This window comes from Betaproteobacteria bacterium (assembly GCA_016194905.1).
Classification (GTDB): domain Bacteria; phylum Pseudomonadota; class Gammaproteobacteria; order Burkholderiales; family JACQAP01; genus JACQAP01.
Genome location: JACQAP010000010.1, coordinates 1 through 15,834, shown reverse-complemented (window position 1 = coordinate 15,834; position 15,834 = coordinate 1). Strand labels below are relative to the sequence as shown.

The following is a 15,834-nucleotide window of genomic DNA, read 5'->3' as shown; positions in this document are numbered from 1 at the left end:
CGAAGCCGGGTTCAGCCGCCGATGAAGTGGGAAACCAGGAAATAGACGCCGCAAAGCGCGATCAGGGCACCGCCGGCACGCAGGCATTTTTCCCCTACCCGCCACTTGTTGATCACCCCTATCAGTATCCCCAGGACATGCAGGCTGCCGGTGGCAATCACGAATCCCATGGCATAGGAAATCGCATTGGCCGCTTCCGGAAGCTCGGCGCCGTGCGCGTAGCCGTGAAAAATAGCGAACACGCCGACGATAACGCCAGCAATCCATAGTGATGGACGCGCGGCGAATGCCACCATCGCACCCAGAACGATCGCCGACACGGCGATGCCGATTTCGATTCCGGGAATCGGCACGCCAAGCCCGCCAAGGATGCCGCCGAAAGACATGACCAGCGGGAAAGTGACGGGTAGCACCCAGATCGCGGGCGCCCGCAGTTGCGCGCCCCAGATGCCGACGGCAACCATGGCGACTACGTGATCAAGCCCGAAAATCGGGTGCTCCAGACCCGCCACGAAGCCTCCGGAGATATCGCCCTGGCCCACGTGGGCGAGCCCGACACTTGGCTCAAGCAGGCAGCCGGCAGCAACTGACATCAAAAGAAATTCAAGCTTGATCGACATGCGCGCCCTTCGATTTTTCTAAATGGAGTACTCGCCAGTTCGAATCAGTCAGGACGAGGATCAACACTTGGTTCTAGAAGTAGCCAGTCAGCGTCAGCCGTGCCATGCGCGGTTCGATCGGATGAAAGTGAATGTCAGCCACGCCGCCGGCCGGTTCCGCGGGCAAGCGGGACATGTAGAAGTAGTCGACGTTGCTTCCCTCGCGGTCAAACAGATTAATGACGTCGAGACTTAGCTTGATGTTCTTGTCCAGGCGGTAGCCGGCACGAAGGTCCGTCAGGATCGCCGATTGTGATCGAACGCTGTTATCTTCGACCAGCGGACGCGGACCGAAATAGCGTGTCTGCCAGGTAAACGACCATCCCCTGATTTGATCCACGGTGGCACCAAACGAGGCGACCCGCTCGATGGAGCCCGGAATCTGGTCACCCACCGGATCGGGATCGGTAAAGCGCGAGCGTGACAGGCTCAAGTCAAGGTCGAATAGCAACCAGTCCGTGGCACGATAATGGTTGGTCCATTCCACGCCTTCGCGATAGCTCGGGCGACTCGCCTCGGTGGTGCCGGCATCTCCCGTAAATAACAATTCCGATGCCTGTTTAAGCACCCAGAACGCAACTGAGCTTTGCAGTTTCGGGACGATTTCCGTGCGTACACCGACTTCGGCGCCTTTGGTGCGTACCAGCGGGGTCACCTGATCCGCCGGAGTCAGCGTCTTCGGATCCACCGTGATCGTGGTGCCGCGGGCATCGTTACTGTGGAAACCGTAGCCGGCGTTGAAAAAGTATTCGGTCTTGGACCACGGCCCGAACACGAGGCTCAGCTTCGGTGACGTAATATGATCGCTGCGATTGCCTGAGTTAACGGAGAGATCGCTGTTGACCTTGAACTGGTAAAAATCGGTGCGCATGCCGACCGTGGAGCGGAACCAGTCGTTCCACTGCACAAAGTCTTCCGCGTAAAACCCGACACTGGTTTCCTTCACGCTATCGTCGCGGGTGGTCGACAGGACATCGCGCGCCTTGGTGCTATACAACGCGACTTTGCCGATGTCGTCGCGCCGCGCCTGCATGCCGAATTGCAGTGCCGCACTAGCGTCACCCAGTTTGTGCGACAGAATCATTCGCGGATTCAAGCCGACAACGTTGCGACGATCGACCTGCAAAAATTGGTCGCCGTTGACCGGGTCTTCCAGGAAGTAAGTAAAGTTGTTCCACAAATTAAGGTTGTAGCGGAAGGCGTAGGCATCGACGAGGTATTGCAGATCACCCTCGGTTTGCCGTCCCTGGAACGACAGGTTGTAGCGCGAGGTTTCGCCGCCGTCCGTGGGATCGAGTGATCCAAAGCGCGAGATCAGCCCCTGGTCGATGGCCCGTTTCGCCGCCTGGTCGGTCGAATTCCACTTGCTGTCATACGCGAGGCCGGTGATCGCGAATCCGTTTTCGCGACTACCTTGGCTGTAGCGCACGACGCCGTTGAATCGGTGGTAGTTGTCCGGATTCACCCAGGGTCCGTCATAACCCACAGCTTCGATTGCGTACAACAAGTGGCCGTCACCCAGACTCGGCGAATTAGCGAACAATGCCCGCTCATAGCCGTAACTTCCCAGCGTGGTGCTGACAATTCCCTTGGGCAAAGTGTCGGCGTAATCGATATGCACAGACCCCGCAGTCGAGAAATCGCCTTCTTCGGCATAGTAAGGGCCCTTGCGAAAGTTGACACGCTGAACCAGTTCCGGAATCAGAAAATTAATGTCGGCGTATCCCTGGCCATGTGCGTGTGTCGGGAGATTGATCGGCACCCCAGCGATGGAAATGGCGATGTCCGTGCCGTGGTCCAGGTTGTAGCCGCGCAGGTAATACTGGTTGGCTTTCCCCTCGCCACTATGCTGGGTGATGATCACGCCGGGGACAAACTCAAGCACTTCACCGGGACGGGTGACCGGGCGCGTTTCCACGCGTCTTGATGTCACCACGCCTTCGCTGGCTGCTTCCGACGAACCGATTCCGGTCTCGTAGTTGCCGATGACCTCCACTTCGGGGGCGGTTAGATCCGCCTCCGCCGCATTGACCGTGATTTGAAGTACCGCCGAACCGATTACCGACCAGCCGACGACCCCTGCGACGCGCACCAAGACCTCCCCTTTTTTTTTGCTTTTCTTGATATCTCCACCATGCCACCCGGATAGGAAGATTAAATCTTTTAATGGAAAGACTTTCTACATCACTGTTCTATAAATATTTATGAAGTAGGATATATTAATAGTTTTTCATAATATAAAGTGGTAGAACGCCGCTGTAAACCCCCTTTTTGAATCCGCCACGCCATCCGTCTTGATTCCTACGTTTTTCGGTAACATCTCACCTCATATCAATAAGAGGACACTCAGATGGATCGCTTCACCATTTCGCTGAACGAGGATCTCGCCAGGCAGTTCGATGAATTGATCGGCCAGAAGGGCTATCAGAATCGATCCGAGGCAGTGCGCGACATGCTCCGCAATGAGCTCGAGTCGGCGCGGTTGGATCGACAGGAAGCGCCTTATTGCGTCGCTTCCCTTTCGTACGTCTACAACCACCACGCCCGCGACCTGACCGAACGCCTCACCGATCTTCAGCACCAGCATCACCATCTGGTGCTGTCATCGATGCATGTCCATCTCGACCACGACAACTGCATGGAGACGGTCATTCTTCGCGGCGCGACCGGAGAAGTGAGCAAATTCGCGAACGAATTGATGGCCGTGCGCGAGGTACGACACGGTCGGGTCAATGTCGTACCGGTGGAAATGGACGACCACGCCCATCGGACCCACCAGTATCACGTGCACACGCGGCCACGCACTTGATGCGGACATCGAATAGGCCTTATGCCGCCGAGGCCCTGGACACGATTGCGCGCAATCTCTAGATTCCCCTTTCCGAATTTCTCCGTTCTGATCGTTTCGCGATTCATCCCGCCAAGAGGATTTCAATGCCATCGCAACCGCTTCTTTTTTCGCCGATCACACTGCGCGGCATCACCCTGAAGAACCGCGTCGTCATTTCCCCGATGTGCCAATACTCCGCACATGACGGGATGGCCAACGACTGGCATTTCGTCCACCTCGGAAAAATGGCCGTCGGCGGCGCCGGATTGATTTTTACCGAAGCCGCCGCGGTCGAACCCGAGGGCCGCATCACTTACGGCGACCTAGGCATCTGGTCGGATGCGCACGTTCCGCCGTTGAAACGCATTGCCGATTTCATCAAAGCCAACGGCTCGGTACCGGCGATTCAGCTCGCGCATGCCGGCCGCAAGGCCTCGATGCAAAGGCCCTGGCACGGCAACGGTCCGATCAACGACAGTGATCGCGCACGCGGAGAAGACGCGTGGAGAGTCGTGGCACCGAGCGCGATCCCGATGGACACCGGCTGGCTGGTGCCGCACGAACTCAGTGTGGGCGACATCCGTGCAATACAGGCACGCTGGCGCGACGCCGCGCTGCGCTCGCTTGCTGCCGGCTTTGAAGTCATGGAAATGCATTCCGCCCACGGTTATCTCGGTCACGAATTCCTCTCGCCGCTTTCCAACAAACGGACTGACCAGTACGGTGGCAACCTCAAGGGGCGCATGCGCTATACACTCGAACTCGCCGAAGTCCTGCGCGCCGCGTGGCCACGGGACAAACCGCTGTTCGTGCGGATTTCCTCGGTCGACGGCATCGAAGGCGGCTGGACGCTGGATGACACGGTAACGCTGGCGAAGGAGCTGGCGGCTCGCGGGATGGATGTGGTCGACTGCTCCTCCGGCGGGTTGCTCGGTTCCGCAACGGCCGCACGCATCAAGCGCAATCCCGGATTTCAGGTGCCGTTCGCCGAGCGCGTAAAAAAGGAAGCCGGCATCAAGTCCATGGCGGTCGGCTTGATTCTCGATGCTCATCAGGCAGAACAGATTTTGCAGGATGGCCAGGCGGATCTGATCGCGATCGGCCGCCAGTCTCTCTACAACCCGAATTGGGCCCTGCATGCGGAAGTCGTTCTCGGTGCTCAGGGAGAATATGGCTCCTGGCCGGTGCAATACGGCTGGTGGCTGGACAAGCGGCAACACATCCTTGCGGACGAGGTGAAGCGGAAGATCGCGTGACTACCGTGACTGTCGTAGAATCCAGACTCTTCAGGATTCTCCTCGAAATTATCATAAGGATATTCGATACTATCTGACTACATTTGCCTACTGCAGGTCACGACAGTCACGGAGTTTTAAATGGCCATTGATGGAATGAATCACTTCACCGTGCTGACCAAGGATCTCGACGCCACACGGAATTTCTACGTCGGTATCCTCGGTCTGAAGGAAGGCTATCGCCCGCCGCTGGGCTTTCCCGGCACCTGGCTGTATGCCGGCGCGCAACCTGTATTGCATGTCGTGGCCGGTCGGCCTCTGCCGGAACCGCCTGCCGGCGTACTCGATCACATGGCATTTTCTGCATCGGATTTGCCCGCCATCACGGCCAAGCTGAAGTCGAGCGGCATCAAATACGATTTGCGCAAACAGCCTGACTCTGGCGTCTGGCAATTGTTCTGCTTCGATCCGAGCGGTGCGAGAGTCGAGCTGGATTTTTCTCCGAACGAAACAGCCCCCGCCTGACCGCTCCCGGATCCTGAATACGACACCCCGCCCGGCCCGGCATCGCACGATCACTGCGCGGGCACGCCGGTCTTTCCCGACCCGAGCGGTCCGCCGATTCCACCGGCATAATGATGTCTTTCCCGCACGCTGGAGAATTTATCCATGTGGTTCGTCGGATTGATTGCCGGTGCCATGATCGGTTCGCTGCTGCCCGGCGGAGGCATGGCCCTCGCGGGCGCGGCGGTAGGACTGATCGCCGGAGCGGTATATGGCGCGCGCAATAGCCAACAGCGCGATGCCTCGAAAAAACTCGATCCCGAATTGAGCGCGCGGTTCGCGGAGTTGTCTGCGCGGCTCACGATCATCGAGCATCACCTGGGTATCGATGCGCAGTCGACGGCACCCGCACAGACACCACCTGCAACAGACGACGCGGTCGTCTCTCCGGTTGCGGCCGAAAGGATTCCACAGCAGCCCTCTCCGCTATCGTTGCCGCTATCGGCCGCAACTCCGAAAACTCCTACCGCAATACCGCCCGAATCCGGCACCCCGCGCCGAACCGAACCGATTGCCGACGCACCCACCGGGGTCGACGATTTTTCGCGTCTCTGGCGCTGGCTGATCGGCGGCAACATCCTCGCCAAGATCGGCGTCGTACTGCTGTTCTTCGGCGTGGCATCCGGCCTGCGTCTCGCCGCGCAATACGGATTCATGCCGGTTCCTGTCAGGCTGACGTTGGGCGCGATCGCGGCAGTGGCGATGATCTGGTTCGGCCGCAACCGCGCCGCCAAAGGCATGCATGAGACGTTCGGTCATGCGCTGCAGGGCGGCGGCTTCGCCATCCTTTACCTGATCGTCTATTTCATGCTGGCGCGCTACCAGATGATCGGCGCCGCGCTTGCCTTCCTGACATTTGCGGCCATCGGCACCGTTTGCGTGCTCACGGCTGCCCGCCAAAATGCCCAGTCACTCGCCGGACTGGGCATCTCCGGCGCCTTTCTCGCACCGATTCTCGCCTCGACCGGCAACGGCGACTACGTCGTGCTGTTCGGTTACTACCTGCTGCTCAACGCCTTCGTCGTCACGGTGAACTGGTTCAAGGGCTGGCGCTATCTTAATCTCGCCGCCTTCGCATTCACTTTCCTGGTCGGTTTCGCCTGGGGCAGCCGTTCCTACCGTCCGGAATATTTCGCCACCATCGAAGCTTTCTTGATCGTTTTCTTCCTAATCTTTTCGGCGCTGCCGGTCTTGATGATCGTGTGCAATGCGCCGGGGAAACGCAGCGTTGCGGATGGACTGTTGCTTTTCGGCACGCCGATAGCGGCCGCAGGCTTTCAGCAGGCAATCCTGGACGACCGTATGGCAATCGCGTGGAGCGCAACGATTGCCGGCCTTTACTATCTCGCGCTTTGGAGGCTGTTGTTCGTTCGACACGATCCATCGATCGAAGTGGTCGAACGTTCCCAGTTGGGAATTGGCGCCGCATTCCTCACGATGGCCGTACCGCTCGCCTTCGGCGCACAGGCCACGACCGTGCTGTGGGCGCTGGAAGGATCAGTGCTCCTCTGGTACGGACTTCGGCTCAGACGCTCGCTTGCATGTGCTGCCGGCATGTTGTTGCAATTCGTGGCCGGAATGTATTTCATCGTGCATATCGGCGGCGTCGGTCATGCACGGCCTTTCTTCAACAGCGTCGTCGTTGGCGCGATCGTGATCGCGTTGGCCGCGCTGTTCGGCGCCCGTCTGCTGGAACGCGCAGGCAAGGATCCCAACTGGAGCGGTGCCACTGCAAGAATATTGCTGGCGTGGGCTCTTGCGTGGATTGCGTATGCGGCGTGGCGCGATATCGATGTCTTCGTTGAAATGCAGAACCAGCCTGCCGCTGTGCTCGCGGTCGGCGCGATTCTGGCTTTTCTGTTCGACTCGGTCGGCAGCGCGATCGGCAGCCGCCTGCTGCGAACGCCCGCGTGGCTGCTGACACTGGGCATTCCACTGACCTTAATTCTTCATCTCGCGGACAACGCGCGCTTGCTGGCAGGCGTATTCGCTTTCGCCCTGCCCGCGGCATTCGCCGTTCAATACCGGATCAACTTCCGTTTCGATCGCGACAACTTCGAATTCGGCAAACGCACGCGTCACTTTCTCGCCTTCTGGACACTTGGCGGCGCCGTCGGCGTCGAACTTGCCTGGTGGACAGGAGAAATGCCGGCCGCCGTGGCGCAGGGTTTCTGGAAATTGGCGGCATGGATGGCCACGGGTGTGGCGATGATCGCCGCGGTCATCAAGGGCGTGCAAGCACAGCGCTGGCCGTTCTCGGGCGAATCGGATGCTTACCTGACCATCGCCTGCGCGCCTGTGTTGGTGCTGCTGGGATTGGCCGTCGTTTTTAGCGGCCACTACTCTGCCGGCTGGGGTATGCCTTATGTCCCTCCGCTGAATCCGCTGGAAATTGTCTGCATTGCCGCGATCGCCTCCATCATCTGGTGGGGCGACTGCGCCAGACAGCAACTCGCGTTCACGCAAGCCGCGGCGTTCGCGACCAGGATCGGGTATTTGCTCGGTTTCGTGTTGCTGAATTTCATCCTGGCGCGCGTTGCCCATCACTGGTTCGGCGTTGCCTATCAGGAACACGCGCTGTATCGATCAGCGTTGTTCCAGGGACTGCTGTCTTTTGTCTGGACCTGCCTCGCCATCGGCTTGATGATTCACGCAAGCCGCGAACTCCTTCGCGCAAACTGGTTCATCGGTTTCGGACTACTGGCGATCGTTGGTGCCAAACTACTGCTGGTGGATGCCGCCCATGCCGGTACGGTAATCTGGACCGGAACGCTGATCGGCGTCGCCCTGCTGGTCATTGCCGCGAGCTATTTTGCGCCGCGGCCGCCCGCGGAGAATTAGCGCACGCGCAGCGCCGGGATCTTCTCGAATTCGGTCTTCAGAAATTCCGTAAAGGCGCGGACCTTGGCAGACACATGCCGCGCCGACGGATAGACGGCATTGATTTCCCCGGGCGGGGGAGCGAAGTCGCGAAGGATTTCCTGCACTTTGCCTTCCTTCAGGTCGTCCTGGATCAGCCATGCCGGGCTCGCGGCAATGCCGAGATCGGCCATGACCGCCTGCTTGATCGCTTCGCCGTTGTTCGCGCGCAGGGTGCCTGAGACTTTTACGCGGATCTCGCCATCCCTGCCGTGAAATACCCATTCGTTACCGGTGGACAGATACGCATAGAGAATGCAGTTGTGGCCTACCAGGTCTTGCGGCGTCTGCGGCGTTCCATTTTTTTTCAGATAGGCTGGTGTCGCGATGAGGCAGCGCTCCGAAGTGCCGATGCGCCGCGCCGCGAGGCTTGAATCCATCAGCCGGCCAATGCGGATGGCCACATCGACCCCCTCTTCCACCAGATCCACGAAGCGGTCCGAGTAGGCGAGATCGATCATCAAACCCGGATGCATCGACTGGAATTTCAGCACCAGCGGGCCCAAGTACATCTGACCCAGTCCGATGGAAGAATTGATACGCAGCACCCCGCTGAGTTGCGTCTGCAGCACACCTAGGTTGGCCTCCGCTTCATTCACGGTGTCGAGAATGCGCTTCGAACTCTCGAAATAAGCAGAGCCCGCTTCGGTGAGCGACAACTGCCGGGTGCTGCGATTGAGCAGCCGGGTTTTCAACTGTAGTTCCAGTGCCGTCAGTTGTTTGCTGACGGTCGGCTGGGTCATGTTCATCTCGCGTGCGACCGCCGAAAAGCTTCCGGTCTCGACGATGCGTACGAACAACCCCATTGCGGTGAATCGGTCCATTGTTCCCTCAATCATGCCTAACTGGAATGAATGATATGCGACTTGCCGGACTTCATGTTTCGGTTGTGGAAGCCTACATTTGCTGCCATGCAACAATTTCTGTTGCCGATTGGATGGATTGAAAGGAAATGACATGAAAACAGCAAGATGGATTATGGCTGCGCTGTTATTGCTGGCGACGACGGCATTTGCCGAAGAGTGGAGCCTGGTGGCCCACGACAGCAACGAAATCGTGTTCGTGGATCGAACCAGCATTTACGAGGTCGGCGATCTGAAGAAGGCGCGTGTGCTGCGCAGCTTCAGCAAAGTGCAGACGATCGGCGACGAGGCCTTTCCGCACAAGTCGGAGATCCTGTTGTATGCGGTGCGCTGCGAGGACCGCAGCCTCGCCTTCGAACAGTGGACGATGACCGCCGGCGAAATTGGCACCGGTGCTACCGTGTGGGCGGGTCAGATCGAGAAACCCTCGCTCTACAAGGATCCGAACGACCCGGCGTTCGTCAGCATGATCGCTTCGGTCTGTAACGGCTGAACCGCTCACGGCCCGGTTTCTCCCTTTTCCGGGCCGCGGACATTCCGGAGGTGCGCCAAGCGCACCTCTCTTTTCATTTGCGTTCGGTTTTTTCCCGCTGTGACGCGCCGGACTCGGTTCGCTCTACGGGCGCGGCTCGATCGACGGGTGCAGCCGGATTGATGGGAGCGACCGTACGCTCCTGCGGGGATGTGGCGGCGGGCTTGCGCTGCTCGGCCTTGTAGTACTCGATCCAGTGATCGATGCCACCCTCCTGCGCTTTCTCTGCAGCACCTTTCTGCGCCAGGGCGCCACTCGCAAAACCCAGCGCGGCGATTGCCGCCGCGATCACGATTCTATTTTGCTCATGCACGCCTGATACACCATGTCCCCGAAAGACTGCGCCGGCAGCAATGCGTTGCTGCTGCCCTTCCAGCCAGTCAGCCACGTGTAGGCGTCGGCAACGGTCTTGTTCACGAAGTCGATTTCATTCTGCGTTTCATCGCCGTGCCACTTGATGCTGACTTCCTCGCGCGGCTTGCCTTGCTCGAAGAAGTAATAGGCAGCCACCTGCAATTGGGCGGTATAGGTGCACAACTCGGTCTGGTTCATCTGGGAGATGCGATCGGCATGCGCCGCCGGGGATACGAACAACGCACACGCCAGGAAGAACCTTTTTTTCATTGCGGCCCTCTAACAATGGGAAAGAAGCTGCGGCGCAACGCGAAAGCAGTGTAGCAGAACAAAGAACACCGATTACAATTCGCACAGGCAGGCCCGCGCGAACCAGCCGGGCGAGTGATAGTGAGGGCACCCCGCTCAAGACCTGCAGTCGGCGCGCTGTAAATGGAGACCACGATGAACCGAAGTCTGGCTTCCGCAATCGGCCTTTTCGTCCTGGGCAATATGTGGGCCGTTCAAGTCATGGCTCATGCGCTCACTCTGGCCGAGTGTACCGAGGGTGGTGAGTTCATCCGCAATGCGGCCCTCGCACGCGACAACGGCATCACCCGTGAATTTTTCGTCAACAAGCTCGTCGAAGACCTGGCCATGATCCAGTCCTTTCCGCCTCAACTACGGTGGTTCGTCCAGGATTCCAGCGACGAAAAGCTGCTCAGCGAAGCGGTATTCAAGGTATTCGACGAGCCGATGAAGGCGGAGCAGCACGAGTCCTCTTTCATCAGTGCCTGCATACAGACAGCTGGGTCTGTCGACGGCAAGAAAATCTGAATCGGAATGCCGTGTTCGATCCTCTAAGGCGCCAGATGCTGGAGGATGCCGTCGAGCATCTTCTTGGCATCCCCGAACAACATGCGCGTGTTCTCCTTGTAGAAAAGCGGATTGTCCACGCCGGCATACCCTGTCGCCATGCTGCGCTTGAACACCACCACGGTCTTGGCTTTCCACACTTCGAGCACCGGCATGCCGGCGATCGGGCTGTTGGGATCCTCGAGCGCCCCGGGATTGACGATGTCGTTGGCGCCGATAACGAGAACGGCGTCGGCGTGCGGCAAATCGTCGTTGATCTCGTCCATCTCGAGGACGATGTCGTAAGGCACCTTGGCCTCCGCCAGGAGCACGTTCATGTGTCCCGGCAGCCGTCCGGCGACGGGATGGATACCGAAGCGGACATTGATCTTCTTCGCGCGCAGCCGCTTGGTGATTTCGCTGACCACGCCTTGCGCCTGCGACACCGCCATGCCGTAACCTGGCACGACGACCACTTCCTTGGAATCACTGAGAAGGCTGGCCACCTCTTCCGAGCTTGTGGCAATCACCTCTCCCTGCGGAACCGCTGCGACGGCGCCGCCCGCCGTTCCGAATCCGCCCATGATGACGGCAACGAAGTTCCGGTTCATTGCGCGGCACATGATGTAGGAAAGGATTGCGCCGCTCGAACCGACCAGCGCGCCGGTCACGATCAGCAAGTCGTTCGACAGCATGAAGCCGGTCGCCGCCGCAGCCCATCCAGAGTAACTGTTCAGCATCGACACCACCACCGGCATGTCCGCGCCGCCGATGGCGGCGACCAGATGCACGCCGAGGAACAGCGCGATCACCGTCATCACCAGCAGCGGCACCAGACCTTCCTGAGTCGATGGCGCGGACAGGAAAACATAGCCCAGCCAGAGCGAAGCGAGGATGGCGAAGAGATTCAGCCAGTGCCGGCCCGGCAGCATCAGGGGTTTGCCGGAAATCGTGCCCTGCAATTTTCCGAACGCGACGATCGAACCGGTGAACGTGATCGCACCGATGAACACGCCCAGGAAAATCTCCACCTCATGGATGGTCTTTTCCGAACCTTCGAAATGCGCCCCCGGGTCCAGGAAACTGGCGACGCCCACCAGCACCGCGGCGAGCCCGACGAAGCTGTGCAGCATGGCAACGAGCTGCGGCATCTGCGTCATTTCGACCCGGGATGCCACGAACACGCCGATGAGCGCGCCGACGATCATGGCCGGGAACAGCACGGCATAGCCGCTCGTTTGAATGCCGACGATCGTGGCGACGATGGCGATCACCATGCCGATGACGCCGAAGATATTCCCGCGGCGCGCGGTTTCCTGCTGGCTCAAGCCGCCCAGACTCAGGATGAAAAGTATCGTTGCGCCGATGTAGGAAACAGTGATGAATCCCGCTGCCATGTTTTTCCTCTTAGTCTCTTCTGAACATCTTGAGCATGCGCTGGGTGACCCAGAAGCCGCCGGAGATGTTGATAGTGGCGATCAAAACCGAAATCCCCGCGAGAACCAGCACGATCCAGGACGGATTGCCGATCTGCAGCAGCGCGCCGATGACGATGATGCCGCTGATCGCATTGGTGACGCTCATCAGCGGCGTGTGCAGCGCGGGCGCCACGTTCCAGATCACGTGGAAACCGATGAAGCACGCCAGCACGAAGACCGTGAGGTGCTGCATGAAACCAGGCGGCGCATACAGTCCAACCAGGGCCAGCGCAGCAGCGCCGAGCGCCATCGCGATCAGCGAGCCGTAGCCTTTCGAGGGTTTTGTCTCCTTTGCCGCTTTGGGCGCTGCAGCGGCAGCCGGCGCCGCTGCAATCGCCGGCACCTTCAGCGGCGGTGGCGGCCATGTGATGCTTCCCTGGTTGATGACCGTGGCGCCGCGGATGACGTCATCCTCCATGTTGACGACGATGTTGCCGTCTTTCTTCGGCGTGAGGTCGGTCAGGAAATGGCGGAGATTGGTGCCATAGAGCTGGCTCGATTGCGTCGCCAGGCGGCTTGGCAAATCGGTATAGCCGATGATCGTCACGCCGTTGCGGACAGTGACTTCGCCCGGTCGGGTGTAGTCGCAGTTGCCGCCCTGCTCCGCCGCCAGGTCCACGACGACGCTCCCCTGGCGCATGGAATCCACCATCTCGGCGGTGATCAGCTTGGGCGCGGGCTTGCCCGGAATCAGCGCCGTGGTGATGATGATGTCGACGTCCTTCGCCTGCGCCGCGAACAGATCCATTTCCGCCTTGATGAACTCCGGGCTCATCTGCTTCGCGTAACCGCCGCCGCCGGAGCCTTCTTCCTTGAAATCGAGTTCGAGGAACTCCGCGCCCATGCTCTCGATCTGCTGTTTGACCTCCGGGCGCACATCGAACGCCCTGACGATCGCGCCGAGGCTGCGCGCCGTGCCGATAGCGGCCAGTCCCGCCACGCCGGCGCCGATGACCATGACTTTGGCGGGCGGCACTTTTCCCGCCGCCGTGATCTGGCCAGTGAAAAAGCGTCCGAAATGTTGAGCCGCTTCGATCACCGCGCGATACCCGGCGATGTTCGCCATCGAACTCAGTGCATCAAGTTTCTGGGCGCGCGAAATGCGCGGTACCGCGTCCATTGCAATGACCGTCGCGCGACGCGCCTTGAGCCTTTCCATCAGTTCGGGATTCTGCGCCGGCCAGATGAAGCTCAGCAGCGTGCCGCCTTCGCGCAACAGCTCCGATTCGTGCACGCCAAGTCTGGGATGCGGCTCGGGCGCGCGCACTTTCAGCACGATGTCGGACTTGGCCCAGAGCGCGCGTGGTTCCGTCACGATCTCGGCGCCGGCCGCGCGGTAAGCATCGTCGGCGAACTGCGCGCCTTCGCCCGCGCCCGCTTCGATCGCCACCGCATAGCCCAGCTTGGCAAGCTGTCCGACTGTCTCAGGCGTGGCGGCGACGCGCTTCTCGCCCGCGTGGACTTCCTTGGGAATGCCGATTTTCATTTCGTTGCGCTCTCCATTCGTAATCTTTCCGTGAATCATCGATGCTTGTATTTGGCCAGTTCGAGCTTGCCGATCTGGTTGCGATGCACTTCGTCCGGCCCGTCCGCAATGCGCAGCAGGCGCGCGAGGGCATAGGCCACGCCGATGCCGTGGTCGTTGCTGAGCCCGGCGGCGCCGAAGGCCTGGATTGCCCAGTCCACGACCTTGCACGCCATGTTCGGCACGGCAACCTTGATCATGGCAATTTCCGCCTTGGCGCCCTTGTTGCCCACCGTGTCCATCATGTAAGCGGCATGGAGCGTGAGGAAGCGGTTCTGGGCAATGGCAATGCGCGACTCGGCGATGCGCTCGAGCGTCACGGTCTGCTCGGCGACCGGCTTGCCGAAAGTTACCCGATTCAGCGTGCGTTTGCACATCGCTTCCAGCGTGCGCTCCGCGAGTCCGATCAGGCGCATGCAGTGATGGATGCGTCCCGGTCCGAGCCGTCCTTGCGCAATCTCGAAGCCGCGCCCCTCGCCCAGCAACATGTTGGATGCGGGCACGCGCACGTTTTTGAACAGCACTTCGCCCGTCCTGTCCGGCATGCCGTAGTAGCCGAATACGGGCAGCGCACGCTGCACGTCCACTCCGGGCGTATCGCGAGGCACGAGAATCATCGACTGCTGCTTGTGTCGGTCCGGATTGTTCGGATCGGTCTTGCCCATGAAGATGAAGATTTTGCAGCGCGGATCGACCGAACCGGTGGCATACCACTTGCGACCGTTGATCACATAGTCATTGCCATCGCGAACGATAGAAGATTCGATGTTGGTCGCATCGCTGGACGCCACCGCCGGTTCCGTCATGGCAAAGCACGAGCGGATTTCCCCGTCGAGCAAAGGCGCCAGCCATTTTTTCTTGTGCTCTTCCGTGCCGTAACGGGCCAGCACTTCCATGTTGCCCGTATCGGGCGCCGCGCAATTGAAGGCTTCGGGCGCGAGTAGGGAACGGCCCATGATTTCGCACAGCGGCGCATATTCGAGGTTGGTCAGTCCGGCGCCGTGCTCCGAATGGGGCAGGAACAGGTTCCAGAGTCCCGCGGCCTTGCCCTTGACCTTCACCTCTTCGAGAACCGGCGCCACTTTCCAGGGCCCGACTTCCTCGGCCTCGCGGAAAAAGCGCTCCTCGTTCGGATAAATATGCTCATCCATGAAGGAGAGCAGGCGCTTCTGAAGATCTTTTACTTTTTGCGAGTGTTCGAAATCCATGGTTCGTCCCCTTTAGATCGCTTTGTCTTGGGCTTGCGCAATCGTCAATAAAAAAGGACCCTTCGGGGGTCCGCCCTTTGTGAGAGGGAGGGATTGTGCCGGTCTCGCCTTAGGGCGATCCCGTCATCCCTCGCAGGAGGCGAGGGACCGCAGCCGCGCGTCTGCGTCCCACGAAGCAGTGCTTCGTGGTCGAACCAGAGGGTTTGAATGAGCCCTCCACACTTCGCCAATCAAAAAAGACCCGCACGGGGTCTTTTTTGATTGGCGGAGAGGGAGGGATTCGAACCCTCGATACGGGTTTAAGCCCATATAACGCCTTAGCAGGGCGCCACCTTCGGCCACTCGGTCACCTCTCCGCATTGATCGGTCCTGCAAGTTCTACGTGAATCCATCAGCTACCCGTGTCACCCGTGGCCGCAGGTGGCGCCAAGCCAGCCGATTATTTTTATGCGCCAGAGGCGCATATGACCACTCGGTCACCCCTGCCCGTTCATGCGTCGTAACAGTATTACCGCAGGAGGCCCAAACCGAGAGCGCGAAGGATACCACCTCATCCCTCCCCGTGTCAGCCCGGGCCCTCGTCTCAACCCGCTGTCTTTGCTATAATTCGTCCCGCTTTAAATGCGCCCGTAGCTCAGTTGGATAGAGTACTTGGCTACGAACCAAGGGGTCGTGGGTTCAAATCCTGCCGGGCGCGCCAGTACATCAAACGGTTAGATGCGAAAGCGTCTAGCCGTTTTTCATTTGCGTGGGGACTTTATGGGGACTTGTCTCCCCGCGAGCTTCCCTTGCAATCATTGCCAGGCTTCGATTCGTCCGACTGCGCTCATCGG

Annotated in this window: 14 protein-coding genes and 2 tRNA genes; 7 read left to right on the top strand and 9 right to left on the bottom strand. The window is 59.7% G+C overall.

Annotated elements, in window-relative coordinates:
- Positions 1-11: 11 nt before the first annotated feature.
- Together HY067_06200 and HY067_06195 are read right to left on the bottom strand one after the other, a co-directional pair.
- Positions 12-620: a HupE/UreJ family protein gene (locus HY067_06200; GenBank protein ID MBI3527544.1), complete on the bottom strand. Its 609-nt coding sequence runs from the start codon at positions 618-620 to the stop codon at positions 12-14.
- A gap of 73 nt (positions 621-693) precedes the next feature.
- Complete coding sequence (locus tag HY067_06195; protein ID MBI3527543.1) at positions 694-2,697, bottom strand: TonB-dependent receptor; 2,004 nt, start codon at positions 2,695-2,697, stop codon at positions 694-696.
- A 312-nt stretch (positions 2,698-3,009) separates the two neighbouring features.
- Between HY067_06195 and nikR the strand changes: the two genes are divergently transcribed.
- The 4 genes from nikR to HY067_06175 all read left to right on the top strand — a co-directional run bounded on the left by nikR (position 3,010) and on the right by HY067_06175 (position 8,129).
- Entirely contained in the window at positions 3,010-3,468 is a 459-nt protein-coding gene (gene nikR, locus HY067_06190) for a nickel-responsive transcriptional regulator NikR (GenBank protein ID MBI3527542.1), read from the top strand.
- Between the two features lie 125 nt (positions 3,469-3,593).
- A complete protein-coding gene (locus HY067_06185) occupies positions 3,594-4,745 on the top strand; it encodes an NADH:flavin oxidoreductase/NADH oxidase (GenBank protein MBI3527541.1) in 1,152 nt (383 codons plus the stop codon).
- 120 nt (positions 4,746-4,865) lie between these two features.
- Positions 4,866-5,249: a VOC family protein gene (locus HY067_06180; GenBank protein ID MBI3527540.1), complete on the top strand. Its 384-nt coding sequence runs from the start codon at positions 4,866-4,868 to the stop codon at positions 5,247-5,249.
- 144 nt (positions 5,250-5,393) lie between these two features.
- Positions 5,394-8,129 (top strand): DUF2339 domain-containing protein, encoded by a 2,736-nt coding sequence (locus HY067_06175; protein ID MBI3527539.1) that lies wholly within the window; start codon positions 5,394-5,396, stop codon positions 8,127-8,129.
- Here the strand turns inward: HY067_06175 and HY067_06170 are convergent.
- Positions 8,126-9,031 carry a LysR family transcriptional regulator gene (locus HY067_06170; protein ID MBI3527538.1) on the bottom strand — a complete coding sequence of 302 codons (906 nt, stop codon included), beginning with the start codon at positions 9,029-9,031 and terminating at the stop codon, positions 8,126-8,128. The genes HY067_06175 and HY067_06170 overlap by 4 nt on opposite strands.
- A gap of 133 nt (positions 9,032-9,164) precedes the next feature.
- Between HY067_06170 and HY067_06165 the strand changes: the two genes are divergently transcribed.
- On the top strand, positions 9,165-9,563 hold the full coding sequence (locus HY067_06165; protein ID MBI3527537.1) for a hypothetical protein: 399 nt from the start codon (positions 9,165-9,167) through the stop codon (positions 9,561-9,563).
- Positions 9,564-9,636: 73 nt separating this feature from the next.
- On the opposite strand, the gene HY067_06160 is transcribed toward HY067_06165, so the two are convergent.
- Together HY067_06160 and HY067_06155 are read right to left on the bottom strand one after the other, a co-directional pair.
- Positions 9,637-9,894: a hypothetical protein gene (locus HY067_06160; GenBank protein MBI3527536.1), complete on the bottom strand. Its 258-nt coding sequence runs from the start codon at positions 9,892-9,894 to the stop codon at positions 9,637-9,639.
- On the bottom strand, positions 9,891-10,226 hold the full coding sequence (locus tag HY067_06155; GenBank protein MBI3527535.1) for a hypothetical protein: 336 nt from the start codon (positions 10,224-10,226) through the stop codon (positions 9,891-9,893). Before HY067_06155 ends, HY067_06160 begins: the two co-directional genes overlap by 4 nt.
- A 174-nt stretch (positions 10,227-10,400) precedes the next feature.
- On the opposite strand from HY067_06155, the gene HY067_06150 reads away from it, so the two are divergent.
- Entirely contained in the window at positions 10,401-10,772 is a 372-nt protein-coding gene (locus HY067_06150) for a hypothetical protein (protein ID MBI3527534.1), read from the top strand.
- 23 nt (positions 10,773-10,795) lie between these two features.
- Here HY067_06150 and pntB read toward each other — a convergent pair whose 3' ends face one another.
- The 4 genes from pntB to HY067_06130 all read right to left on the bottom strand — a co-directional run bounded on the left by pntB (position 10,796) and on the right by HY067_06130 (position 15,357).
- Positions 10,796-12,187: a Re/Si-specific NAD(P)(+) transhydrogenase subunit beta gene (pntB, locus tag HY067_06145; GenBank protein ID MBI3527533.1), complete on the bottom strand. Its 1,392-nt coding sequence runs from the start codon at positions 12,185-12,187 to the stop codon at positions 10,796-10,798.
- A gap of 10 nt (positions 12,188-12,197) precedes the next feature.
- Positions 12,198-13,754 carry a Re/Si-specific NAD(P)(+) transhydrogenase subunit alpha gene (locus tag HY067_06140; GenBank protein ID MBI3527532.1) on the bottom strand — a complete coding sequence of 519 codons (1,557 nt, stop codon included), beginning with the start codon at positions 13,752-13,754 and terminating at the stop codon, positions 12,198-12,200.
- A 35-nt stretch (positions 13,755-13,789) separates the two neighbouring features.
- The gene (locus HY067_06135; GenBank protein MBI3527531.1) at positions 13,790-15,001 is read right to left on the bottom strand and encodes an acyl-CoA dehydrogenase family protein; all 1,212 of its coding nucleotides are present in this window, start codon (positions 14,999-15,001) and stop codon (positions 13,790-13,792) included.
- A gap of 262 nt (positions 15,002-15,263) precedes the next feature.
- Positions 15,264-15,357: transfer RNA gene (locus HY067_06130), tRNA-Ser, on the bottom strand.
- A gap of 267 nt (positions 15,358-15,624) precedes the next feature.
- On the opposite strand from HY067_06130, the gene HY067_06125 reads away from it, so the two are divergent.
- A tRNA-Arg gene (locus HY067_06125) sits at positions 15,625-15,701 on the top strand.
- Positions 15,702-15,834 lie beyond the last annotated feature (133 nt).

What these genes read in the sequence shown, in the direction of transcription:
- HY067_06185 (MBI3527541.1), top strand. Translation starts at nt 3,594, where the DNA reads ATGCCATCGCAACCGCTTCTTTTTTCGCCGATCACACTGCGCGGCATC.
- HY067_06140 (MBI3527532.1), bottom strand. Translation starts at nt 13,754, where the DNA reads ATGAAAATCGGCATTCCCAAGGAAGTCCACGCGGGCGAGAAGCGCGTC.
- HY067_06135 (MBI3527531.1), bottom strand. Translation starts at nt 15,001, where the DNA reads ATGGATTTCGAACACTCGCAAAAAGTAAAAGATCTTCAGAAGCGCCTG.
- HY067_06200 (MBI3527544.1), bottom strand. Translation starts at nt 620, where the DNA reads ATGTCGATCAAGCTTGAATTTCTTTTGATGTCAGTTGCTGCCGGCTGC.
- HY067_06165 (MBI3527537.1), top strand. Translation starts at nt 9,165, where the DNA reads ATGAAAACAGCAAGATGGATTATGGCTGCGCTGTTATTGCTGGCGACG.
- HY067_06175 (MBI3527539.1), top strand. Translation starts at nt 5,394, where the DNA reads ATGTGGTTCGTCGGATTGATTGCCGGTGCCATGATCGGTTCGCTGCTG.
- HY067_06170 (MBI3527538.1), bottom strand. Translation starts at nt 9,031, where the DNA reads ATGGACCGATTCACCGCAATGGGGTTGTTCGTACGCATCGTCGAGACC.
- HY067_06150 (MBI3527534.1), top strand. Translation starts at nt 10,401, where the DNA reads ATGAACCGAAGTCTGGCTTCCGCAATCGGCCTTTTCGTCCTGGGCAAT.
- nikR (MBI3527542.1), top strand. Translation starts at nt 3,010, where the DNA reads ATGGATCGCTTCACCATTTCGCTGAACGAGGATCTCGCCAGGCAGTTC.
- HY067_06155 (MBI3527535.1), bottom strand. Translation starts at nt 10,226, where the DNA reads ATGAAAAAAAGGTTCTTCCTGGCGTGTGCGTTGTTCGTATCCCCGGCG.
- HY067_06180 (MBI3527540.1), top strand. Translation starts at nt 4,866, where the DNA reads ATGGCCATTGATGGAATGAATCACTTCACCGTGCTGACCAAGGATCTC.
- pntB (MBI3527533.1), bottom strand. Translation starts at nt 12,187, where the DNA reads ATGGCAGCGGGATTCATCACTGTTTCCTACATCGGCGCAACGATACTT.